The organism is Pseudoalteromonas shioyasakiensis, from assembly GCF_001550135.1.
In the GTDB taxonomy this organism is placed as follows: Bacteria; Pseudomonadota; Gammaproteobacteria; order Enterobacterales; family Alteromonadaceae; genus Pseudoalteromonas; species Pseudoalteromonas shioyasakiensis.
Genome location: NZ_LRUE01000010.1, coordinates 20611 through 44897 on the forward strand (window position 1 = coordinate 20611; position 24287 = coordinate 44897).

Annotated in this window: 20 protein-coding genes; 11 read left to right on the forward strand and 9 right to left on the reverse strand. The window is 41.0% G+C overall.

Going from position 1 to position 24287, the window contains the following annotated elements; translation table 11 throughout:
• Positions 1–52 precede the first annotated feature (52 nt).
• The 3 genes from PASHI_RS04430 to PASHI_RS04440 all read left to right on the forward strand — a co-directional run bounded on the left by PASHI_RS04430 (position 53) and on the right by PASHI_RS04440 (position 4171).
• Positions 53–2788: a TonB-dependent receptor domain-containing protein gene (locus tag PASHI_RS04430; protein WP_062564719.1), complete on the forward strand. Its 2736-nt coding sequence runs from the start codon at positions 53–55 to the stop codon at positions 2786–2788.
• Between the two features lie 164 nt (positions 2789–2952).
• Positions 2953–3948 (forward strand): hypothetical protein, encoded by a 996-nt coding sequence (locus tag PASHI_RS04435; RefSeq protein WP_062564720.1) that lies wholly within the window; start codon positions 2953–2955, stop codon positions 3946–3948.
• Positions 3938–4171 carry a helix-hairpin-helix domain-containing protein gene (locus PASHI_RS04440; RefSeq protein ID WP_062564721.1) on the forward strand — a complete coding sequence of 78 codons (234 nt, stop codon included), beginning with the start codon at positions 3938–3940 and terminating at the stop codon, positions 4169–4171. Before PASHI_RS04435 ends, PASHI_RS04440 begins: the two co-directional genes overlap by 11 nt.
• On the opposite strand, the gene PASHI_RS04445 is transcribed toward PASHI_RS04440, so the two are convergent.
• The gene (locus tag PASHI_RS04445; RefSeq protein ID WP_062564722.1) at positions 4168–5010 is read right to left on the reverse strand and encodes an SMP-30/gluconolactonase/LRE family protein; all 843 of its coding nucleotides are present in this window, start codon (positions 5008–5010) and stop codon (positions 4168–4170) included. The two genes, PASHI_RS04440 and PASHI_RS04445, sit on opposite strands and share 4 nt — an antisense overlap.
• Before the next feature lie 11 nt (positions 5011–5021).
• Positions 5022–5429, reverse strand: coding sequence for a hypothetical protein (locus PASHI_RS04450; RefSeq protein ID WP_062564723.1), 408 nt, complete (start codon positions 5427–5429; stop codon positions 5022–5024).
• Positions 5430–5616: 187 nt separating this feature from the next.
• Between PASHI_RS04450 and PASHI_RS04455 the strand changes: the two genes are divergently transcribed.
• Together PASHI_RS04455 and PASHI_RS04460 are read left to right on the forward strand one after the other, a co-directional pair.
• Complete coding sequence (locus PASHI_RS04455) at positions 5617–6648, forward strand: NADP-dependent oxidoreductase (protein WP_062564724.1); 1032 nt, start codon at positions 5617–5619, stop codon at positions 6646–6648.
• A gap of 47 nt (positions 6649–6695) precedes the next feature.
• Positions 6696–7313: a glutathione S-transferase family protein gene (locus PASHI_RS04460; RefSeq protein WP_062564725.1), complete on the forward strand. Its 618-nt coding sequence runs from the start codon at positions 6696–6698 to the stop codon at positions 7311–7313.
• A 113-nt stretch (positions 7314–7426) separates the two neighbouring features.
• On the opposite strand, the gene PASHI_RS04465 is transcribed toward PASHI_RS04460, so the two are convergent.
• The 3 genes from PASHI_RS04465 to PASHI_RS04475 all read right to left on the reverse strand — a co-directional run bounded on the left by PASHI_RS04465 (position 7427) and on the right by PASHI_RS04475 (position 10389).
• Positions 7427–8329: a diguanylate cyclase gene (locus PASHI_RS04465; RefSeq protein ID WP_062564726.1), complete on the reverse strand. Its 903-nt coding sequence runs from the start codon at positions 8327–8329 to the stop codon at positions 7427–7429.
• Positions 8330–8423: 94 nt separating this feature from the next.
• Positions 8424–9092, reverse strand: coding sequence for a response regulator (locus PASHI_RS04470; protein ID WP_062564727.1), 669 nt, complete (start codon positions 9090–9092; stop codon positions 8424–8426).
• Entirely contained in the window at positions 9085–10389 is a 1305-nt protein-coding gene (locus tag PASHI_RS04475; protein ID WP_062564728.1) for a DUF4118 domain-containing protein, read from the reverse strand. The genes PASHI_RS04470 and PASHI_RS04475 overlap by 8 nt, the downstream gene beginning before the upstream one ends.
• A gap of 177 nt (positions 10390–10566) precedes the next feature.
• Here PASHI_RS04475 and PASHI_RS04480 point away from each other — a divergent pair, with 177 nt between their 5' ends.
• Entirely contained in the window at positions 10567–11226 is a 660-nt protein-coding gene (locus PASHI_RS04480; RefSeq protein ID WP_054553462.1) for a potassium channel family protein, read from the forward strand.
• Positions 11223–12590: a TrkH family potassium uptake protein gene (locus PASHI_RS04485; protein ID WP_062564729.1), complete on the forward strand. Its 1368-nt coding sequence runs from the start codon at positions 11223–11225 to the stop codon at positions 12588–12590. Before PASHI_RS04480 ends, PASHI_RS04485 begins: the two co-directional genes overlap by 4 nt.
• 56 nt (positions 12591–12646) lie before the next feature.
• Here the strand turns inward: PASHI_RS04485 and PASHI_RS04490 are convergent, their stop codons facing one another.
• From PASHI_RS04490 to PASHI_RS04500, 3 genes are all read right to left on the reverse strand, one after another.
• Positions 12647–13492 carry a DUF3037 domain-containing protein gene (locus PASHI_RS04490; protein ID WP_062564730.1) on the reverse strand — a complete coding sequence of 282 codons (846 nt, stop codon included), beginning with the start codon at positions 13490–13492 and terminating at the stop codon, positions 12647–12649.
• Positions 13489–14199: a HipA family kinase gene (locus PASHI_RS04495; protein WP_062564731.1), complete on the reverse strand. Its 711-nt coding sequence runs from the start codon at positions 14197–14199 to the stop codon at positions 13489–13491. The genes PASHI_RS04490 and PASHI_RS04495 overlap by 4 nt, the downstream gene beginning before the upstream one ends.
• A gap of 119 nt (positions 14200–14318) precedes the next feature.
• Positions 14319–16253, reverse strand: coding sequence for a RecQ family ATP-dependent DNA helicase (locus PASHI_RS04500; RefSeq protein ID WP_062564732.1), 1935 nt, complete (start codon positions 16251–16253; stop codon positions 14319–14321).
• A gap of 259 nt (positions 16254–16512) precedes the next feature.
• Between PASHI_RS04500 and PASHI_RS04505 the strand changes: the two genes are divergently transcribed.
• The 3 genes from PASHI_RS04505 (at position 16513) to PASHI_RS04515 (ending at position 20725) form a co-directional block, all read left to right on the forward strand.
• Entirely contained in the window at positions 16513–17817 is a 1305-nt protein-coding gene (locus PASHI_RS04505) for an NAD(P)/FAD-dependent oxidoreductase (RefSeq protein ID WP_062564733.1), read from the forward strand.
• Positions 17818–17937: 120 nt separating this feature from the next.
• Positions 17938–20067, forward strand: coding sequence for a hypothetical protein (locus tag PASHI_RS04510; RefSeq protein WP_062564734.1), 2130 nt, complete (start codon positions 17938–17940; stop codon positions 20065–20067).
• 85 nt (positions 20068–20152) lie between these two features.
• Positions 20153–20725 (forward strand): manganese efflux pump MntP, encoded by a 573-nt coding sequence (locus tag PASHI_RS04515; protein WP_062564755.1) that lies wholly within the window; start codon positions 20153–20155, stop codon positions 20723–20725.
• On the opposite strand, the gene PASHI_RS04520 is transcribed toward PASHI_RS04515, so the two are convergent.
• Positions 20722–23169, reverse strand: coding sequence for an EAL domain-containing protein (locus tag PASHI_RS04520; RefSeq protein WP_062564735.1), 2448 nt, complete (start codon positions 23167–23169; stop codon positions 20722–20724). The genes PASHI_RS04515 and PASHI_RS04520 overlap by 4 nt on opposite strands.
• Before the next feature lie 146 nt (positions 23170–23315).
• Here PASHI_RS04520 and PASHI_RS04525 point away from each other — a divergent pair, with 146 nt between their 5' ends.
• The gene (locus PASHI_RS04525; protein ID WP_240701548.1) at positions 23316–24266 is read left to right on the forward strand and encodes a GGDEF domain-containing response regulator; all 951 of its coding nucleotides are present in this window, start codon (positions 23316–23318) and stop codon (positions 24264–24266) included.
• Positions 24267–24287: the final 21 nt, after the last annotated feature.

The following is a 24287-nucleotide window of genomic DNA, read 5'->3' on the forward strand; positions in this document are numbered from 1 at the left end:
GGTCACTCACCAACCTGCGTTGATTTAAATGATAAAACGCAAGGGAATCATCATGAAAGCAAATACATCAACAGGGCATCGCTCGCTATTGCTGCTATCACCTTTAGCTCTCGCTGTAAGTTCAGTAATTAGTTATGCCCACGCAGAAGAAACTACTGAAGTAAAAAAACCTGAAGTGATCACCGTAACGGGTTCACGTATTCAACGTACCGAGCTGGTTTCAAGTAGCCCAGTGGTGAGCGTTGATGAAGCACAAATTCACCTAGACCGTGCAGTGAACGTTGAAGATATTACAGCAAAACTGCCACAAGCTGCGGCGGGTGCAAACAGCACCGGTGCCACAGTCGGTGACTCATTTGGCTCATCAACCATAGATTTACGCGGCCTTGGCCAAAACCGTACATTAGTACTTATTGACGGTACTCGCGCAGTACCATTTAGTTTTCGTAACTCGGTTGACGTAAATACCATTCCAGCCGGGTTAATTAAACGCGTTGATGTATTAACTGGTGGTGCAGCAGCGGTTTATGGTGCCGATGCAGTAGCAGGCGTTGTAAACTTTGTTTTAGACGATGATTTTACTGGCGCTGAGTTCTCAACCAGTTACGAAAGTGCCGACGGCGGTAACGAAAAGCTTAACTTTGAGGCTATTTTTGGTGGCGACATCGCAGATGGTCGCGGCCATGTAACAGGCTATATTGGTTATACAGAGCGAAAAGAGTTATTAGCCGGCGAGCGTGACTACGCACTTGAAAACTCTACGGCAATGATCAACAGCGGTGGTTATTATACTGACGTTGTATCTGGCAACAGCATAGGTATTGCTGACTCAGGAGCTGTAACAAGTGATCGTCAAACATCTGATTTCACAGCTGACCGTTATTTAACTCAACCGATGGACCGTTTTTCTGCGGGCTTATTATTTGACGTTGATGTAAGCGACAGTGCCATTGCCTATGGTCGCGCAATGTATTCTAAAGTGACCGTAAATGGTGCTGGTGCCAGTGGCCAAACACCGATTTTTGTTAACGAGCAAGTAACCCTAACGCAAGACAATGCGTATATTCCAGATGAACTACGCGACCAACTCACGTTTGATAGCGAAGGCAATGCCCTTGTTAATGTTGAACGTAACCTAGGTTTAGGCGTGCAACACACCGAAGCGGTGCGTGATTCAATGCAATTTCAATTGGGTTTAAAAGGTGATTTAACTGACTACTTACGTTATGACGTATATGGCCAGTATGGCAAAACTGACGAAGTAGCCACCATATACAACAACGCATACCGTAATGATAACAGCGGTAATAGTCGCTTTGCTGCCCTTGCAAATTCAGTGGATATTTTTGATCCAAACCATGATTTTAGCGACTTTAGCGACCCATTGCTATATACCACTCGCGACCGTACACAAAGTGTGATCTCAGCAACACTGTCAGGTGACTCTGGATTCTTATTTGAATTACCAGCCGGCGCTATCGATTTTGCAATTGGTTATGAATACCGTAAAGAAACCGGTAAACAAACCCCAGGTGATGCATTTAGAAACGGTACCAGCTTTGCGTCTATCAGCGCATTTGATATGGATGCAAGCTTTAGCTCTGAAGAGTTCTACGCTGAAATTTTAGTGCCTATCTTAGTTGATAAACCTTTTGCTGAAGAGCTTAGCTTTGAAGGTGCCTACCGTATTTCTGATTACTCAAATACCGAAGCAGAAGACACTTACAAACTAGGTATCAACTGGGCAATAAACAGTGACATTCGTATTCGCGCCAACCGCTTAACCGCGTTTAGAGCACCTAACTTAGGTGAGTTTGCCAGCCCAATCACAGCGCTATCGTTATCGTTATTTGACCAAAACAGCGATCAGTTTGTACCACGCCTAGCAGGGCGTTATAACGGCGATCCTTGTTTACTGGGCACCGGTGATGCGACTCAATGTGCTGCGTTTGGTGCGCCGCCTGTTGGCACCGAGTTTGATTCAAGCACGGCAGAGTACACCTACGGTGGTAACCCGAATATTAAACCTGAACAAGCTGAATCTGATACATTAGGCATTGTTTATACACCTGGCTATTTAGAAGGCTTTGATTTATCACTCGATTACTACAGTATTCGTGTAACAGATGCGGTAAGCCAAATTCAACCAGGTGCTGCACTGCAAAGCTGTTATGTTGATGACCCGAATCCAAACAACCCATTGTGTGGTGCGGTACTTCGCGATCCAAACACTGGTTTTATTAGCACAGCTATCGTCAATGACTTTAACTTAGCCGCAATTGAGCAAGAAGGTATCGACGTTGCAGCAAATTATGTGATTGATGCACCTGAGCAAATGGGTGGTCGTTTTAGATTCTCGTACCAAGGTAACTTTGTTACTAAGCAAACGCGCCAAAACAACAGTACGGTGGCTGAAATTGACTGTAAAGGAACGTACGGCAGCGCCTGCTCGGGCGACTTTGCGAGTATCCTGCAAGCTGATTACAAACACCGCGCAAGCATTGATTGGCAGTTAGATAACATGAACTTCCAACTTGGCTGGCGCAGAATCGGTGAAGTAGAGTATGCTGTTGACCGTTCAGAAACAATTTCAGCACAAAATTACTTAGACTTTGCCGCGGCATGGCAAGTTAATGAGGAACTTGCTGTTAACTTTGGTGTCGATAACTTATTAGACCGTGAACCACCAACACCTGAAGTAGGCGCAAACCACTTTAACACCGTGAGTGATTATAGTGTGATTGGCCGCTCAGTCGGTGTTTCACTGAGATATGCTCCAAGCTTCTAATTAATCCTACTGTTTTAGCTACACAGGATTGATCCCCTCAAGCGCACCCTGCCCGGTGCGCTTTTTTATTTTAAACAGGCTGTAATTATGTCAACAATAAAAAAGGGACAGTGTTTAGATTGTTGGTTATGATATGAGCAACAAAAAGCAGCAAGGAAGATGTAATGCTCAAATCAATAAAGTCCAAAATCCCATTTATTTTCCTAATTAGTATTAGTCTTTTTTGGGGTATGTATTACCAAGGTAGCCACCCGTTAAATGACTTTGGTAAAGCAAACTTTGAATGGTTATACCTGCTTGATGCACTGATAGTATTACCTGTACTTTGCTTAATATTAATTAAAAATAAGAAAGAAGCAGCTTTAAAAGCCTTGATGTTGTGCTCACTAGCTATTTTAGTGGGGAGTTACATTGTTCCCGAACAAAACAAGTTTTTAATGCATTTCTTAGAGCAAGGTCGTTACGGGATTTTAGCTTTGATTGTAATTTTAGAGCTAAGCGCTCTTATTACTGTGTACCTGGCAATAAAATCCGCTTTAAGCCAGCAGACCGACCCAGACACAGCTATAGAAAGGCCAATTAAAAAGCTTTTCAAACAAAGTGCTATTGCAAACTTTTTATGTTTCGAAACACGGATGTGGGCTTTCTTATTTTACGCTAAACACATTAAACCTAGTTATTTCACTGGTGAACAACATTTTAGTTATCATAATAAAGACGGCGCACAAGCTAACTTACTTGGCTTTATTTTTATTATCTTATTAGAACTGCTCATGATGCACTTCTTCATACACTTTGTGTGGTCATCAACAGCAGCAAACATAATCACTGGTTTAACTATATTTAGTCTTTTATTCTTCATTGCAGAATACCGAGCAGTTGCAAAGCGTCCTGTTTCTATTAGTAAATCACAACTCATTATTCGCTGTGGGCTCTATCCTGCTTACAATATTGCTTTAGAAAATATCAAATCCATTGATTTAAATACCGACTTTATTGCACGCGCTCGTTCAATCAAACGTTACAACTATTCTGGCTACCCGAATATTAAAATTAAGCTCATTGAACCTATGGGTGATATCAACACTGTTTTCCTGGGACTAGATGACCCTCATCATTTTATAAACGCAATGAACAAGGAACGAACAAATGCCATTTAACGAGCAAGAGCGCAACGCGCTTTTAGCACTCAAAGGTGTTGGGCCAACGGTGATAAAACGGTTTGAAGAAATCGGTATTGAATCGTTTGAGGAGTTAGCCGGGTTTGATGCCAACACAATTGCTGAACGTGTAGCATCAATGCTGCATTCAAGTTGTTGGCAAAATAGTCCGCAAGCAAAAGCGGCAATCACCGCCGCGATTGCACGAGCAAAACAAGGCTAAAGCTCAATCACTTCTATTGCACCGCGCTTTTGCATGGTGACATACACTTTGTTTTGCGTCTCATTGAAAGCCAAATTCGTCGGATGCTGGCCTTTTAATTGATAGCTATTTAAGAGTTTGCCGGTAGGCGATACTTCAAGCACTTTCCCTTCGCCGTAACGAGTAATAAAGACGTGCCCTTGATTATTAACGCGCATGCCATCTAAGCCATGATCAGCAAACTTAATCAAAGCTTTTTGGTTACTAATGTTTAAGTTCTCATCTAAGTCATATTGCCAAACAACTCGCTGCACACTCTCGTTCACATAAAGCTTCGTGTTGTCGTGATTAACCGCTACCCCATTGGTGGTACCCATGTTTTTTTCGAGTAAATGAGTGCTGCCATCTGCATTAATACGCCACAGCTGGCCCGTTTCGTTCGCCCAGTTAGGGTCACTTGCAAACAGCGCCCCGCTTTTGGTGATAGCAATGTCATTGGGTTGATTCATTTTACTATTATGGGCGAACACTTCTGCTTTATTGCTGCCAGCAGGTACTTTTAAAATATTGTGGTTAACATAATCAGCAATAAACAAATTGCCTTGTGAGTCAAACTGTAAGCCATTACCAACGCTGTCATTTGGTAGCCTTACAAATAACGATGTTTTGCCCATGTTATCAACGCGGCCAATGGTTCCTTGCTGGGCATAGTTCACCGCGTACAAGGCACCGTTATACATGGTTGGCCCTTCAACGCCTTGCGTAAAAACGTTATCTTTAACAAAGTCTTGGCTATCAACTGCAAAGGTTAACGGTGAGTTTAAAAGTAATGTAATTGCCAGTGGCTTAAGTAGTTTCATAGGTCTTCCTTTTACTCATCTAAACTCGTGTATACCGCTAAAATTGGGTATTCGTTTTCACCAAAAGATAATGTCAAAGAACGCTTTTCGCCATCATCTAACTTAATACCTTCGTCAAAGCTCTGAGGATGAACACGACGCCCATCGGCAAACAGCGCCATAATATGGTCAGCCTGAAGAATTCGCGACCCCGATGCTTTATTTTCAATCGTCACAACCGCTAAACGGCGACCACTTTCACTGCTCATTAATACACTATGGACAATGCTAAATTGGCTTTGCTTAGGGTAACGCTTGGCATCATTCTCAAATGAAAAAGCACTGCCAGAGAGCATGACCGGATCCACTGATAGTACATCGGTATTGGCTTGACCAGAGGTTGCAAAAACCGCTGCACATAATAGTAAAATGCGCTTCATATCAATCCTTTTCAATTAACTCAGCCTAAAAACAGCATACACCGTTCCTATAACCAGTGCAAAACCGTGAATAACCCTATAATGAGCGTGTTACTCAGCAATTACAATTTTAGTGTTGATTTTTAATGTTATGCCCGCAAAACGTTAAAGGCGTATCTTAATTTACTGCTGGCAAAAGGAGCCTAGTATGTCTGATATTCAAAATCGTCAATATATTCTTGAGACACGTCCAAAAGGCGTAGCGAATGATAAAAATGTTGTTTTAAAAACTAACTCAGTATCAGCGCCAAAAGATGGCGAGGTATTACTCAGGACCATTTATCTATCACTTGATCCCTACATGCGAGGACGAATGAGTGATGCTGAATCATACGCTGATCCTGTAAAGATTGGTGATGTGATGGTAGGCGCAACCGTATGCCAAGTTGAGCAATCAAACCACCCTGACTACCAAGAAGGTGAATGGGTGTTGGCATACACAGGCTGGCAAGAATACGCAATAAGCGACACTGAAGGCTTAATGAAACTGGGGAAAAACCCTGAAAATCCTTCGTATGCACTTGGAATTATGGGTATGCCTGGTTTTACCGCCTACATGGGGCTTTTAGATATTGGTGAGCCAAAGCCGGGCGAAACAGTCGTGGTTGCTGCAGCTACAGGGCCTGTCGGTGCAACTGTAGGGCAAATAGCTAAATTAAAAGGCTGTAAGGTCGTTGGCGTAGCTGGCGGTAAAGAAAAATGTCAACATGCCGTTGAAAACCTAGGCTTCGATGCCTGTATTGATCACAAAGAAAATGATTTTGCAGAGCAGTTAAGCGCAGCGTGTAATAATGGTATTGATGTTTATTACGAAAATGTCGGTGGCCATGTATTTGATGCTGTGTTACCCCTGTTGAATACAAAAGCACGTATTCCGTTATGTGGTTTAGTATCACAGTACAACGCTACCGAGCTGCCGCCAGGTCCAGATCGCTTATCTATGCTTATGAGTCACATTTTAAAGAAACGCATTAAAGTACAAGGGTTTATTATTTTTGATGACTACGCCCATCGTTATGAGGAATTCGCAAAAGATATGCAAACATGGTTAAGCGAAGGAAAAATCAAATATAAAGAGCATCTTGAAGCTAATTTCGAAAATACGCTGAACGCCTTTAATGCGATGTTAAATGGTGAGAACTTCGGTAAAACTGTCGTGCAAGTTCAGCAGCCAATTTAAATTTCAAGGCGTAGTCAGCTTGGCTACGCCATTTTTAAGGATAACGAATGATTAAATTACACCATTTAAATAAATCACGCTCTAAACGTATTATTTGGTTACTGGAAGAGCTTGGTGTCGATTACGACATTGTTGCTTATCAACGCAATAAAGAAACCTTCTTAGCACCTGATGAACTAAAACAAATTCATCCGCTGGGTAAATCGCCCGTTATTGAAGATAACGGTAAAGTAATTACAGAATCTGGCGCAATTACCGACTACTTAATTAGTAAGTACGGTAAAGGCAAGTTTATGCCAAGCCTGCAAAACGACAACTATGTTGATTATCAGCAATGGCTTCATTTTGCCGAAAGCTCAGCAATGGTCCCTTTTTTATTAAAATTATTTATTACAAAAGATGGCTGTAAAACCAACTTTATTGGTGATTATGCTGATCATGAAATTGGCAAGATACTGAGTTATGTTAATCAGCAATTAAAAGGTAAGCAGTACTTAGTGGATGAAACTTTGACCGGCGCTGATTTTATGATGTCTTTTGTTGTAGAGAAAGCTGATGAGGCAGGCCTGCTAGCACATTTCCCTGAAATTAAACGTTATTTAGAGCAACTGAAAACTCACGAAAGTTATCACACAGCCAATGAGCTAGAAGCAAAATACGGTTAACTCAATAAACAAAGGTACTTCCTGTACCTTTGTTTGCCGCAAAGCGTTGAAGGTGGACTACAGCCATACTTTTACTTCACCAATATTATCAAATAAGTCAGCGCAGCTACCATTTAAGCCGCACACACTCGATTGCGGCCTGACTTTTTAGCCTGATACATGGCTTCGTCAGCCCTTTCGATTGCCGCCTCGATATCGTCATCGGCATTTATTAACGAAACACCAAATGAGCCTGTCACATTGATGTGTTTACCTTTGCCAATTTCAATTTTTAAAACTTCAACGCCAGCTCTTAATCGCTCAGAAAGTGATTTGGCACCTTCTAGCTCTGTTTGGGGTAAGCAGACTAAAAACTCTTCACCGCCATAGCGATATAGTTGGTCGTACTTCCTTAAGTGAGATTTAATACATTTAACAAGGGCTATTAATACCTTATCGCCCGCAGCATGGCCAAACTCATCGTTCACTTGCTTAAAGTGATCAAGGTCGATCATTATCAGTGCGCAGCTCAGCGATTTACGTTTGCAAAGCTCATGCTCTTTTTGTAGGTTTTCAACTAAATTTGTTCGGTTTGATGCACCCGTTAAAGGGTCTCTTGTGTGCAGCAATTCAGAGAATTCATCGATAAGGGTTTCAAATAATTCATGCAAGCTATCTAAATCGGCATGAAACTGGTCCAATAAATTAGCCGGAATAACGGACTTAGACTCTTTTAACGATAACAGGACTTTGGCACCTTGATGCATCTTTTGATGCGCACAAGCGATTTCAGAAAAGTAAGGGTGAAGACTTATGGTCTGTTCGGGTAGCTTATTAAACCATTGCCCAAAACGACAAAGGTTATGAGCATTATCTGCTAAGTCTTGTTCATCTGCAGGTATGTCTGCAATTAAGCACCTTAATAAATTTCTATACCATGACTGGTGCCACTCAATGGCCTGCTCGATTTCTGCAATCACGTCTTCAAGCTGTGTATTCGACAGAGAATTAATGCCCTGCTCGGTATTTTGATGCATAGCCAATGAAAAGACTTCCGCTTATTATTTTATTTCCTAAAACAGTACCTAAGGTAAGTTACAAACTCAACCTAAAGCGCTAGAAATAGATGGCTTAATCAACTAATCGATAACCAACAGCGGGCTCAGTTAAGATATGTTTAGGGCTTGCCGCATTTTGCTCAAGCTTTTGTCTTAACTGACCAATATGTACACGCACATATTCAGGGCGATTAATATACTGCTCTCCCCACACCTCAGATAAAATAGCGTTATGCGTTAATACCTTGTCTTTTTGCTGAAATAACAACAGCAAAATAGCGTACTCTTTTTTAGTTAGTTTGACTTCTTCAGCACCTTTACGCACCACATGTTTATGTGGGTCGATGTGAATATCGCCACATTGCAGGGTCAGGCTTGGTGTTGTTTGCATACGCAGTAGCACCCGAATACGTGCTAGTAATTCGTTTGCGCTGAATGGTTTGGTCAGGTAATCGTTAGCGCCGTTATCAAGGGCGGTGACTTTTTCTGTTTCGCCGTCACGTGCAGAAAGTACCAAAACAGGGAGCAGGCTCCACTGCCTAAACTCCACCAGCCAATCTTGCCCATCCATATCGAGCAAACCTAAATCAAGCAGCACTAAATCAAACTGCTGCTGGCTTAAAAGTGCAAACGCATCAAGCCCTTTCGCGCACACACTGACTTCATGGTTACTTGCTTTGAGCAGTGTTTTTAAAAAACTTTGCAGAGGCGGTGAGTCCTCTAAAACCAAAATATTAGCCACGGCTGTTACTCCAAATTAATATAGCTGTTGCCTGCTTTGTCTGCTCATTGAGGGTTAATTCAAAGCGCCCCTGATGACATTTAGCAACCACATCGCAAATAACACTCCCTAGGCCAACGCCTTCATCTTGACTCGTCTCGTGCTTATTAGCAAAAGGGTTAGTTAACACAATTTGGTATTCGTCTTGTGTTTCAATAAATTGCATGCTCGCCGAACCATCTCCGTAACGAGCTGCGTTTTCGAGCATATTGGCAAAGGCAATTTCAAGTAAGGTTTCATCGCCAAAACATATGCTTTGTTGCTGAGCTTCGATGTGCAGTTTAAAGTTTTGTAGTTGTTGCTGACGGCGTGATTTAGCTTCGCTGATTAAGGTCAAAATGGGTAGTTTTTGCCATTTAATATTCTCAGCTAACTTATTCACTTTACTGAGCTCCATGACTTTATCAAAGTGCTGGTTAAGTATTTTACTTTGCTCATAAATATTAGCAGCTTGCTCTTTGATAACCTCAGAGCTTAGTTGAATATCATCATCAGCCAACATGCTTGATGCGCCCATAATGGTCGCTAATGGCGTGCGTAAGTCATGGGATAAACTCCGTAATAATGTATTTTTTGACCTCTCTAGCTCCGCCTGTACTTTTATCGCCGCTGATTGCTCGCGTAGTAAGGTTTTTTCTTGAACCTGATACAGTAAAGAGCACGCTGTATTCGCCAAAGCCTGTTGCTCTGCATTAAGTGCTTTGGCAAACGCGATGCCGCCAAATTCAGCTTGTTGTTCATTTAAATAAATAAACTGCTTAGAGGCTACTAACTGCCAATCACACGCAACCTTTAAATGTGCGGCCATGGTTGTTAAAAACAGCTGCTTTTGCTCCTCAAGGCTATCGAGATCATTAAGCTTTTTAGCTAATTCATACAATAAGCGACTATTACTTGCATGGGCTTGCACATCGCGAACCTTGGTATTGAGCTCCCCGGCTAAGTGGCTTATCACTAAACCCACAATCAACATCACCAAAAAAGTGACCACATATTCAATATTTTCGATATGAAAAGTAAAATACGGCACCACATAAAACCAGTCAGTACAGGCGACACTTACTAAGGTGGTAAGCGCAGCAACACGACGATTACTGCGCACCGCAACCCAGGTCACCCACAGCAGCTGTAGCATCACAATATCAGTGGTTGTAAACAGTTCTCGAAACGGAAATATCGCGAGCACCACCACAAGTGGCATCAACACACTTAAAAATGCGGCTTTTAAATACTGTATTTTGAATACTGACTGCATCATCTTTTCACTTATTGTTTGTCCCTATTAGATTAAAGGGTTTTCAGTTTTGTCACTATAAAGTTTTTATAAAGTTTTTTTATCTCAGCATAAAATCTTTATAAAGCTTTCAACCTCTCTAAAGACTTCTGTTTTTTTGCTATTAGCATTTAGCGCGTACCCACAATAGCGAGAAAGACAATGGCTCAGTTTGCAGTAATCGGATTAGGACGTTTTGGCGTAACCGCCTGTTTAGAACTTTCAAAACAAGGTCATACAGTGTGTGCCGCCGATATTAGCGAAAGCACCGTTAATCACTATGCCGACCAACTCAGTTTTACCGTGGTGGTTGATGCCAGTGATGAAACACAATTAGCACGGCTCGATTTACCCAGTTGCCAAGCCGTATTGGTGGCCATTGGCGAGAATATTGAAGCCAGTATTTTATGTGTATTGCATTTAAAAAACTTAGGCGTAAAGCAAATTTGGGTAAAAGCCTGTACCAAAAGCCACCATCAAATACTAAGTAAACTCGGCGTTGACCGCATCATTCACCCTGAAGAAGAAATGGGCGTGAGGGTTGCACAAGCGCTTAACTACCCAATGGTTAATCAATATTTCCCGCTTAACCAATCCACGTTTATTGTTGAACTAGGCATTGATCTACAGCTTTCAGGTCGCAAAATTGGCTGGCTACTCAAAGAGCGTAATAGCGATATTAAACCGCTCACACTACGACGTGATGATTATTTCAATACAGAGCTGACTAACGACACCGAACTGCGCCACGGAGATAGTCTGGTGTTACTGGGCTCTAAAACCTACTTAACTAAATTAGCAAAACGGTTTCGTGCATTATGATTAACTGGCAAGCCAATGTTTACCCTAAACAATTTAGCGGTGTAAAGTGTCGTAAGCGGCAAAAAGTAAACCCACCTTTAGTGCTCACTATCGGCTTTATTGTGTTAATTATGCTCGGCACGGGCTTACTCATGTTGCCAATGGCAAGCACCCAACCGATCAGCTGGCTCGATGCATTATTTACGGCAACCTCTGCGGTTACAGTAACAGGGCTGGTGGTCATCGACACTGGTACTGATCTGACTGTATTTGGTCAAAGCGTAGTAATGCTGCTGATTCAAATAGGTGGTATTGGCTTTATGACCGTGGCGGTGATTTCAATATTAAGTTTAGGAAAAACTCTAGGCTTACAGCAACGCTTACTAGCCAGTCGCGCTTTCGACACTAACGATTTAACCTCGGTGATCAAGGTTGCTAAGTATGTTTTAGTGTATTCATTAGTGATTGAGTCAGTGGCATTTTGCTTACTCTTTATTAGTTGGTTTGATGAATATGGCGCACTAAAAAGCGCCTATCACAGTCTGTTTTATACGATTTCGGCGTTCAATAATGCGGGCTTTGCGTTAAGCGGCGATAGCTTATCGGCATTCAAAGGCGATATAACCGTAAACGTGATAATCACCGCTTTGTTTATCATCGGCGGCTTAGGGTTTACTGTACTGATTGATATCTACAAACAAAAGCGCTGGTCGTTACTATCAACCAATACCCGCTTGGTGTTGATTGCCACCTTTGTGCTCAACTGCATCGCATTTATATTGATTTTTTTCTTTGAACACGCCAATCCGGCGACATTAGCGCCGCTATCAACGTCTGAGCAGATATTAACGGCTTGGTTTCAAGCGGTGACACCTCGTACCGCAGGGTTTAATACCCTACCGATTGATGGTTTGAGTCAAGATTCAACGCTTTTGACTATGCTGCTGATGGTGATTGGCGGTGGTTCAGTTAGTACGGCGAGCGGCATAAAGCTCGGCACCTTTGTGATCCTAATTCTAGCGATGCGCAGCTATTTAAAACAGCAAACCACGGTCACCGTGTTTAACCGTCAGCTGAGCGACAAGTTAGTGATCAAGGCATTAAGCGTCATGATACTGTACTTATTTATCGCTTTTACCAGCATTATGATCATCACCAAGCTTGAACAAGGGTCGTTACTTGATATTACCTTTGAGGCAATTTCGGCACTCAGTACCGTAGGTCTTTCGCGAGGTATTACTGGGGATTTAAGTGCGCCTAGTCAGCTCATCATCATATTGCTGATGTTGATAGGTCGGGTTGGGCCATTAACATTTGCTTATTGTTTTGCTCGCCAGCACAGCCAACCTTTGACCTACCCTACTACCAGTATTCAAATTGGCTAAAAATCTGTAAAAAAGGCAACCAAGAAAAGGTTGCCTTTGGACTTTATTTGGAATTTCTAAGTAGAAATTAACTTAAATTCTTCATCTTCAAAACTAGTAGCAAAACTGTAGATACTTTTCCTATCTTCAAAGAGAGTGAATTTTGTATTAAGCATTTTCATTTCATTAGTAACTTCATCGTATGCTTTTAAAAACTCTGTTTTTTGGCTTTTGGGCTTCTCAAGCGTAAATAGCATGTTTTGTGCTTCAATAGCTCCAGCCTGAATTAATCGCCTAACGCGATTTATCCATTGTTCACCGTGTTCTATTAATGCTAATGGTTTTGTTTGATTAAAAGACAATGGCTTTATTGCTTTAGTAATTTGACTTCCTTTTGTTACAAAAGGAATATCAATTTGAACACCCAAGCCAGCAGGCAATTTCTGCTGAGTATAATGCACGCCCCTGATATTATCTTTTAAATCTTGTCTTAGAGCCTTAACCATTTGCTGTTCGCGGTACTCTTTAGTCACAAAGTTTCTGGCTATATACTTGTTATATAGCTGTTCAAGTGCGATTTGAGGAGCTTCATGCAGTACAGCTCTTGTCTCACTAAAACTAACAATCCCTTCCCTGAACCGAGTAACTTCTTCAAGCAACTTAACTTGTTGTTCGCCATAAAACCTAGAGCCTAAGCTTTTCACTCTTGTTAATTCTTTTTCAAAAGTAACTAAAGCACTTTTATAAAGCTCACCGTTTAAATCGTCAAAAAATTCTGTAACTCGACCAAAGCTTTTAGGTGCTAATTTGTAGTCAACAAAACCTGTTTTTGGAGAGAATAATAATATTCCAACATTGGCAAATTCTTGTGTTTCACTGAAAGGCATAAAACGTATGATTGAGTATTTGCATAAATTTTTCATCTTATATCCTCCCAAAATTTTGCCAATTTAAATTGTTTTAATACTACGATTATTTCACTCTCAATGCTATCTAAATCATAATATTCAAGCCATTCTTCAGGTAAAGAGTTTATGACAGCATCAATATTTTTTAATGAAGCCTCCATCTTATCTTCGTACTCAACCCGGCTCCAAAGTGGTAACTGCGGATCATTCCAAGCTGACCTGCCTAAGTGTAATTCTTTATGCTTCTCTAAAGAAAAATTAGGTTCAAAAGACAAATTATGATCGAGTACATAAACTTCTTTTTTTAAGGGCTCATAGAACAGATTTGGATTACCTCCAAGGCTTGTTAGATTCCTATCATCATTTTTTATCCAATAATCAAAAATATAGAGATCTCTTAAAAGTTCATTTGATAAAAATTCCAACTCAGCAAATGTAACATCTTGAATATTAGGTATGAATCTAGAACCAAAACACATACCAGGACCAAGATCATCATATCCATATTCAACAAGTGCATCATCAACATATATGAGATCATAATCAGGGTTAGGTAAACCAAAACTTCTACATAAATGCGCAGCAATCCACTCTTTAACCAACCCTTTAGCTGTAGCACGAGCACCTTTTACAATGTATTGCTCATCATTTTCAGTCCTACACAAAAATGGTGTCGTCTGGCCTTGTTTAAATTGTCTGACAATTTCCGTAACAGCTAACATTTATATCCTTAAAAACTCAAAGCCTTATATAGAAAGTATAATTTTATTTCGCGAATAAACTTTATACACGTTTTTGTATATTTCAAACTATAAATATTTATTAAACATTAATCTATCCGCTACAACTGCTGGAGCAAGGCATTAATATCACTGTAGCGCTGCTGTTCACAAAGGCCAAAACCTGAAAGCTGCCTGACTTTGTTGCGGGTAAATAAAGGCACGCTCATGCCCGCTAAAAACCGGCACTGTGTATCGATGCTCACATCACTAATCCCTTTAGCAGCTAAGTGCTGTTTAAGCTCAGCAACTTTGCTGGCAATCACATTTTGCTCAGGCATTTGATGCACTAGTGAGTAACTAAGTTTTACCTGCTGGCCTCTACACACTGAACAATGGCCACATTGCTGGGGTGCATGTTGATCATCAAAATAGCGAGCTAAGTTATAACTTAAGCAGCTATCAAGCTCAAAAAAGCGTACTAAAGTAGCGATACGTTTAATTTCGGCCTGCTCTTTTTCGATAAAATATTGGTGAAGTTGCTGTGCTAAATCAGCGTGATTTATTACCGAGTTATTCACCTCATACACTTGCGTGATACGTTTAGTTTCAAGGGCTATGTGGCCCTTTTCAGCCAAATAATCGAGCGCTGCAACCACGCGCTTTCTATCAACTTGAGTGGCACGGGTTAGTGCATCAAAATTAAGTGTGCCCCAAATTTTCTTAAACTCAGTGTGTTTGAATACCTGTTGTAAAAACGCTTGTCGGTCAGCATCAAACTGGCTAAGTAGCTCGTTTTGCTCCGTTAAAAACTTATATTTAAAATCGGCGTAATAGGCATATAAAGGCGTAATAGCCCCTTGCATCTCTAACTGTACTAGTAAGGTTTTTAACGCTAAAGCACGAATATTACTTTCGCTCGATAAGCTGTACTCTTGCATTTCCCACTGGTTGTTCGTTTGTTCGTTGCGAATGTTATTAATGACATAGTCAATCCCACTTTGCTCGGGAGTGTCGGCATAAACGAAGTTCTCAACGGTATTTAAGCCATCAAGGTTTGCTAGGGTAAAACAGTTTGACGGCGCACCATCTCGCCCTGCACGGCCAATCTCTTGGCTATAGTTTTCAATCGATTTTGGCAAATCATAGTGGATCACAAAGCGAATATCAGACTTATCAACGCCCATTCCAAAAGCAATGGTTGCCACAACGATATTGATTTTACCCGCCATAAAATCATCTTGGATTTGCCAGCGTTTATCATCCTCAAGGCCTGCATGATAAGCCACCGCATTAAAGCCCGCTCTTGCCAAGCCTTCTGCTACTTGCTCAGCGGTATGTTGTAAGGTGACATAAACAATCCCAGCACCTTGTTGGCTGGCTATAATACTGGCTAATTGCTGAGGTTTTTCTTGGCTTGCAACACTGAGCACTGATAAGTCGAGGTTGCTTCGGTAAAAGCCAGTTTGCACCACACATTCTGGGGCAATAGCAAAACGCTCGCACATATCGCGCTTTACTTTTTTAGTCGCTGTAGCAGTGAGAAGTAATACCAGTGGAATATTAAGCTCTTCACTATAGCGCGGCAGCTTTAGGTAATCAGGCCTAAAGTTGTGACCCCATTCAGATATACAGTGCGCTTCATCAACCACCAGCATCGAAATAGACACTTGTTTAATAAATTCACGAAAGCGCTCATTCTTAAAACGCTCAACTGAGACCATTAAAATTTTCACCTTTCCTGCTCGCACATCACTCATTACCGTATGACTTTGCTCACTGGTTTGGCTTGAATCAAGGCTTGCCGCGTAAATACCTTTGCTATTTAAAAAGCTGATTTGATCTTTCATCAGTGCCAATAATGGCGAAACTACTAAGGTCAAATTAGGTAGGTGCATTGCAGTTAATTGATAGCACAAAGATTTACCCGAGCCAGTTGGAAAAATTGCCAACGACGATTGCTGATTTAATAACTGCTCAATGGTTTGTTGCTGACCTTGGCGAAACTCATTAAAGCCAAAGTATTGATTCAACGAAGTGTGTAGTGGTGTAGTCATCCTGATCCCTCACTTTCATTTCCCTTTTCAGGTAATGATAGGTCTCTTACTGCGAATTAGCCATGTTAACGTGTTTAACTCAATCTCCCAAGGCCATTGATATAACTAAGCGCACTATATTGTTCTTAACAGGTACTGACAAAATCAGTAAAAAGGCGCACAATGGACGCGTTGCCATGGGGTATTGATGGATGGACTTACAATACCTAAGCGCTTTTTCGCAAGAGTGTTTAGGTATTATACTTTTGAGGGCAACGTAATGATTAACCAACCTCCTAAAATCGTGATAATCGGTGGTGGCGCTGGTGGCTTAGAACTAGCAACACAATTAGGACACAAACTCGGGAAAAAACGCCAAGCAGAGATACTTTTAATCGATAAAAACCGCAGCCATATTTGGAAGCCGTTACTTCATGAAGTAGCGACGGGGTCGATTGATGCCGATTTAGACGGCGTTGTATACTCAGCTCATGCAGCAAAACATCATTATAATTTTCAACTCGGCAGCTTTTGCCACTTAGATCAAACCAACAAAACCATTACTTTAAGCGAGTTAAAAGACGAACTTGGCCACCGTATTTTACCTGAGCGCCAAGTCAGTTATGACTACCTCGTACTTGCTATAGGCAGTGTCAGTAACGACTTTAATACCCCAGGTGTTAACAAGCACTGTTTTTACCTTGATTCAAACCAACAAGCTGAGCGCTTTCAGCATGCCCTACTCGATAACTTCACCCGCTTACATCAAGATGACGACCCACAGCATTCTTTAACCATTGCCATAGTGGGTGGTGGTGCAACCGGGGTTGAGCTGTCGGCAGAGCTTTATCATGTATCAGACATGCTGAAAATGTATGGCCTGAATAAAATGACCGCTAAACGCTTACACATTGATTTAATTGAAGCAGGGCCGCGAATTTTACCCGCGTTACCAGAGCGTATTGCAAACTCAGCTAAGCGTGAACTGGTTAAATTAGGGGTAACGGTGCGCGAAGGCACGCAAGTAAAAGAGGCCACAGAAAACAGCTTTATCACCAAAAACGATGAACATATCAAAGCCGATATTATGGTTTGGGCTGCGGGTGTAAAAGCCCCTGATTTCATTAAAGACATTGGTATCTTTGAACTTACCCGCAATAACCAAATTAAGGTGAACCAATATCTGCAAAGTAGCGTTAACGACGATATTTTTGTGATTGGTGATTGCTGTGCATTTACTCAAGAAGATGGCACGCAAGTGCCGCCCAGAGCGCAATCGGCTCATCAAATGGCGCAATGTGTTGAAAAAAACCTTATAGCCACACTCAAAAACCAGCCTCTGAGTGCCTTTAACTACAGTGATCATGGCTCTTTAGTTAACTTGTCACGCTACAGCACAGTAGGCAGTTTAATGGGCAACCTAACCAGTAATAGCTTTTTTATAGAGGGTAAAATAGCGCGATTTATGTATATTTCGCTCTATCGTATGCATCAACGTGCCATCCATGGCAGTGCAAAAACCTTTGCACTGTGGATCAGCGAAAAAGTACTACGCGTTGTTAGGCCAAAAATGAAACTGCATTAAGCTACAGCATAAAGCCGGCAAATTAGTTGTTTGTCGGCTATTTGTGCACTTCGTCCCCAAGTCATTGACATCAAAATATAAAACCATACACTTCAGGCAAAATAAATCCATGGATTGAATATGAAAAAAGGTATTTCACTAACCGTTTTTGCAGGGCTTTGTGCCTGTGGGACCTACCTGATATTAGATAAACCCACTCCCATCGAAGCGATAAGCAACAAAGTCTCGACATCTTCTGCTAATATCGCTGAACAAAAGAAAGCTACGAGTTTCTTTGAACCATCAAGCCAGCCAAATAGTAAAGCATCAGAGCTGGCTAAGCTCAAGCTAGCCAAACACCAGTGTAAGCAACAAAGTTTAAAAGCCACTCAAGCTGCAGCTGATCACAGTCAAATAGAGGCAGCGATTAAACAAGCATTAAAAGACGGTGACTCTCTTGAAGATATTTTAAGTTATTCAGAGCTTGTGAAAATATCTTACCGTTCATTTAATACCTTAGTTATTAACGCAATCAAAGAGAATGCAGAACAGCAATTTCAATATGCCTCATCTGTTAACATACTAAAAAGCTGGCAAGGACTTGAGGTCATTGATTATTTTGATGCTGATACAATCAACCAACTAACGGCAGTTAATGGACCCCTTAGTCAAAATACAGGTTCAATGATGTTTAATGTTCCATTACCTGAGCAAGTAAACAAAACAGCATTGTACAAACTATTAGATAACAACGATGATTTTAATACCTATTTAAAAACACCATTTAAAATCGGTCCATCACGGCTCATTTCACCATCTATTTTGTTTCTTGCTAATGCTCATGCGCTTAGTTTGACTGAGTTTGAAAACGCAATATCCAGCAAAGAGTTTACTGTTAACGACATTGCTGTGGCTTTAAAAAGCAACTTACCTAATGATTATTTAACAGCCCTCATCTCTCAAACAGCACAGCTAGGCGGCTCGCCTACAGCAATGAGTGATGACTTTATGGATGAACAATTGTATTTAAACCTTGCTGATGTGGCTGTGAGTGAATTTAACGTACCAATTTTAAAGTTGTTAAGTGAACGAGGTATTGAGCCCACTAATCAGCCAAATGTATTTACAGCGATGGATATAGCCATTGTAAACCTAAAGGGCAGCTCAAATAGCGAAGTACAGCCACTAGAGAGCAAACACTTAGAAACACTAAGTTATCTAAAAAATAAAGGTTATCGAGCTCACGGCGAGCTTGTGCGCGACACACCGAACGATAGGCTACTGATGCTTAAATCTTCATTTTTACCGAGTAGCCTTTTATTTGTTGGCGACCAAGTTGCTAATGATGCTTTTTCTCAGTTCAAAGATTTAAAGCTAATCCCAAATAACCAAGCATTTAAACGTAAAGAAAAAGATAACTCTGCAATATCAAAAGCACTCAGTGCCTATGAGAGACAAAAACAGCAAGCCAAAAAAATAACTCCTGAGTGTGAAACGATAGATCAGCGGATCAATTCACTAGAAGCGATAAAAACACGCTCTCAAGCACTCGAAGAATTAGAAACGCTCGAAGCGCAACAAGGCTTACTAACTCCCAATACGCTTCAAGAAATCGACCCTGTACAAGTTCATAATTGGCAATTCTTGCATTCAAATGAGTATAAATATCAAACCTCAACGCAGTATCAAGCCTTTAAAGAAGCAATTGTCGAAAAAGACTTTAGTACTGTTGCAACGATTACCCAAACAGCAAAGCTCAGTACCCACCAGACAAATATGTTGCTTGCAGCAACAATAGCAAACGCTCAACAATTGACGTCTATTTGGCAAAACAGAGTCGCTCCAACTGCACCTGAAAATCTTTTTGTATTTACTAAGTTACCATTAGCACAATGGCAAACATTAGCCGATAGTGGCTTTGATTTTTCATTAAAAGACATGCAAAACAACGATATGTATTTTTATGCAAGCATGCATTCAAAAGAAGCAGTTAAGTTTTTAATGAGCCTTGCAGTTGCACATGATTTTTCTAAACCTGGGCTTGATATTCTCGACCAAGCACTGGAGCAAAGCTATAACACACAAACCCTCGCAGACTATATGCCAAGCGCATTAAAACTTGTTGAGCAATATGAGCCTAACCACTTTCGCCGTGCTGAGCGTCTAAAAGTTTTTGTCCCTGATGTTTATGAAGAGCTTATTAAACTTGAGCCAAAACTTGCACCCAAAGGTGGCACTGTAATGAATAACTATCAGTACAGCGCTTATTAAGCTCCTTACCTATTTGAGCCGTAAATTAACCTATCTGTTTACGGCTTAGCCGCGTATAATGCCCACTTTTTGTGGGGCGCAAAAATTGAATATTATTACTCTAAGCGTTTTATCGCTTGCTATGTCGACTGATGCTTTTGCAGCTTCAATCACCAAAGGTAGTACGCTTAAAAATCCTCGTGTTCTGAGTGCAATCAAGCTGGGTTTATTGTTTGGCTGTATCGAAGCTATCGCACCGATTGTTGGCTGGCTAATTGGCAGTGCTGGTGCAGATTACGTTGAAGCCTTTGATCACTGGATTGCCTTTGTGTTGTTAGTGGGTTTAGGTGTTCATATGTTGCTTGAGAGTCGTAAAGAAGATGACGACGATGAAGAAGAACTTGCCCCGAATACCAAACGCTCTTTCATTGCCACATTACTAACCGCTGTTGGCACTAGTATCGATGCCATGACAGTAGGTATTAGCCTTGCTTTCATGAAAGTGAACATTTACTTAGCAGCCGCCATGATAGGCCTAGCAACCACAATTATGGTTACCATCGGCGCACTACTTGGTAACGTAATGAGTGGCTGGGTTGGCAAAAAGGCCGAAGCAATCGGTGGTGTTGCACTTATCTTTATCGGCTGTGGCATCCTATACAGCCACACCATGGCTTAACCTAACAGCTTATCAAACTCTTCTTTGGGCATGGGCTTATGAAAATAGTACCCTTGCCCAAGCTCGCAGCCTAAATCGATTAAACTATTTAAGTGTTGCTTTTCTTCAATACCTTCAGCCACAATTTGCAAATTCAAGGTATGCGCTAAGCTGGTGATGGTTCTAACAATGTCCATACTTTCTGTATCGGTGAGCATATCTCTCACAAAAGATTGATCTATTTTGAGTACATCCACGGGAAAGAGTTTTAAATAAGACAAACTTGAATAGCCCGTACCAAAGTCATCAATGGCAATGGCTAACCCTAAGTCAGAGAGCTTATTAAGCATCATTTTTATTTCTTCAAAATCATGCATCAACGCGCTTTCGGTTACTTCAAGCTCTAACAGTTCGCTGGCAAGCCCCGCTTGTTCAATGGTATCAGCAACGAGATTACAAAAATTACCATCGGTAAATTGTTTTGCTGCAATGTTCACGGCAACCTTTATGTTATGCCCTTTATCGGCCCACTCTTTAGCCGCTTTACAGCTTTGCTTAAGCACTGACTGGCCCAAAGCATGAATAAGACCTGTTTCTTCTGCAAGGGGTATAAAATCCAGTGGTGAAATTAGCTTATTCTCGTCATCTCTCAGTCGCACTAGGGCTTCAACACCAATAATTTTTTCTGTCAAAAGCGCTAGTTTCGGCTGATAAAACACCTCAATCTTATCTTGCTCAATAGCATGTCTTAAGAGCTTTTCAACGCTTTGACGCTGCTTAAATTGATACTCTAAGTCATCGGAGTAATAGCAAAAACGGTTACGCCCCTGCTCTTTCGCACGGTACATGGCTGCATCGGCATGAGTCATCATCTCTTCTGCTTGAGTAGAGTCCGCAGGGTTAACACTCACCCCCACACTGACCGATAATATATACTCTTGGCTATCAATACGAAACGGCTCATTCATAGTATTAATAATATCGCTGGCAATGGCATCGACCACAGAAGTACTCTGCACGTCAGGTAATAAAATTACAAATTCATCGCCGCCAATTCTAGCTAACGTGGTATTTAAATCGATGAGAGACTCAAGGCGCTTAGCCACATGTTTAATAATTAAATCGCCTTGATGATGACCTAGGGTATCGTTTAAGTACTTAAAGTGATCGATATCAATCAGCATTAAAGCCACTTTCTTTTTCATGCTCATAGCGACTTTACATGCATGAGTGACCCTATCATGCAATAACACCCGATTAGGCAAGTCTGTTAGTAAATCATGATTAGCTAAATGGCTCATTTTCACTGCCATCGCGATTGATTCACTGACATCATGAAACACGATAATACCGCCAATGATATTACCTTCAATATCACGTATTGGCGCAGCTGAATCTTCTACCCTATATACTCGCCCATCAAGCCCAGTTAATTGACTATTTAACGCCATAGCAACAATGCGCTGCTCTTTTAAAGCAACAGATATAGGATTGACGAGTGTTTTGTTAGATGTTGCATCAACGAGCTTCATTACCTCTTCAATATGACGCCCTTTTGCTTCTTCAGCGTGCCAACCTGTTAATCGCTCAGCAATAGGGTTCATAAAGTTAATAATTGCATTATTATTTGTAGCTATTACGGCATCACCAATAGAATTAAGCATAACCCGTAAACGTTCAGACTCATTCGATAGCAGTTTTTTTGTATGGGTAATTGAGGTGATATCCGAAAGAGTAAGAATAACACCAACAACTTCTCGCTCTTTTATTCTTAAATTTATTTGCGCTCTAACATATTCAATCTTATTGCGAGGGCTAGGCAACTGAATATTTAAAACTTCTTGCTCTATGCCCTTAGTCAAGCAGCGATGAAAAGCCTCATACAATTCATCTGGTAATACATCTTTAGCGAAACAACCTAACATTTGCTCGCTGCTTTTTGAAAACCAATGGCTGGTTTCATCATTACTAAAGAGGTTTTCCTCGGTATTTGACCAGTAAGATATATACACAGGTACTTGCGCAACGAGTGTCGAAATATCATTTTTTGCAGCCAGTATTTGCGCCTCTTGGTGTTTAAGCTTTAACTGGTTTTGTACTCTCAGGCGACAAATGTTCAAATCAACGGGTTTATGAATAAGATCAATCCCACCGCTTGCAAAACTTTGATATTCAAAAATTTGCTCATTATGAGAGGTAACGAAAATCACATGACTTTGCGCGGTTTTAGGGTTGTTTTTAAGTTTTTTACACACCTCAAAGCCATTCATGCCAGGCATTTCAATGTCGAGCAAAATCACATCTGGCTGAAAGAAAACTGCTTTCTCAATTGCTTGAGTGCCATTATCGCAACAAACAATCTCACCAAGGTCGCTAAGCGACTCGGCCATAATCATCAAACTAGTCGGCTCATCATCCACTACAAGCACTTTATTGTGTGAATTTTCATGATGAGAAAAAAGCATATCCATCGCCTCTGTAAATAGTACTTAAAAAAACTCTAGTCCTATCTCAGCAGACGCGCCAACATAAAAAATAATTTTTTAATTCTTAAGTTGTAGAAAATCCCAAAATCCGGTCTATGATTTATTTATCGCGTGGAGGGAATAGTTTGCAACCGGTAGCTAGTCGCACAGATTTAAAGCTTAATAATTCTGTTATTTTGATTGTTGATGATGAACCAATTAATACAACCGTAATAGAAAGTTTGCTCTCGCCCTACTATAAAACTCACACTACAGATTGCGGTGAAAACGTGCTGCACCTGTGCGAAACCGTTAAGCCAGATTTAATATTGCTTGATGTGATGCTTGGTACTATGAGCGGCCTAGATGTTTGCAAGCAATTAAAAAAACACTCCCAATACAAAGATATTCCGGTGATATTTATTACCGCTATTATGGATCAAGATGACCAAAATCGCTGCTGGCAAGCAGGCGCCGTCGATTTTGTATCAAAACCGGTTTATGGCGTCACATTACTTAATCGCGTAAAAGCGCATTTGACCTTAAAAAAACAAGCTGATTTGCTCAAAAACCTTTGTGAACACGACAGCCTCACTGGTTTAAACAACCGACGATTTTTACAAAACACCCTTGATCAAAACATTCGTTTAGCCATCAGAAACGATAAAGCCCTTTCGGTATTAATGCTCGATATTGATTACTTTAAACAGTACAACGACTCTCTTGGCCATCAACAAGGTGACGAATGCCTAAAACGCGTTGCTGATGAAATCAAAAAAAGTGTTAACCGCCCAACTGATACCACTATCCGCTATGGCGGTGAAGAATTTTTATGTGTATTGCCAGACACCGATATTCAAGGGGCACAATTTATTGCCCATAAGCTATTGGCAAACATTCGTGAACTAAATATTGAACACCCACATGCAACCTCTGGAGTCCTCTCTATTAGTATTGGTAGCGCAACATTTTCTGGGCATGAAGCCATCGACACTGACGAACTAATTCGCAGTGCCGACAAAGCGCTCTATCAAGCCAAGCATCAAGGGAGAAACCGCTGTGTTTGCATACTTGCTGAACCCAGTTTTAGCTTTTAAGCTAAATCAAACCTTACTACC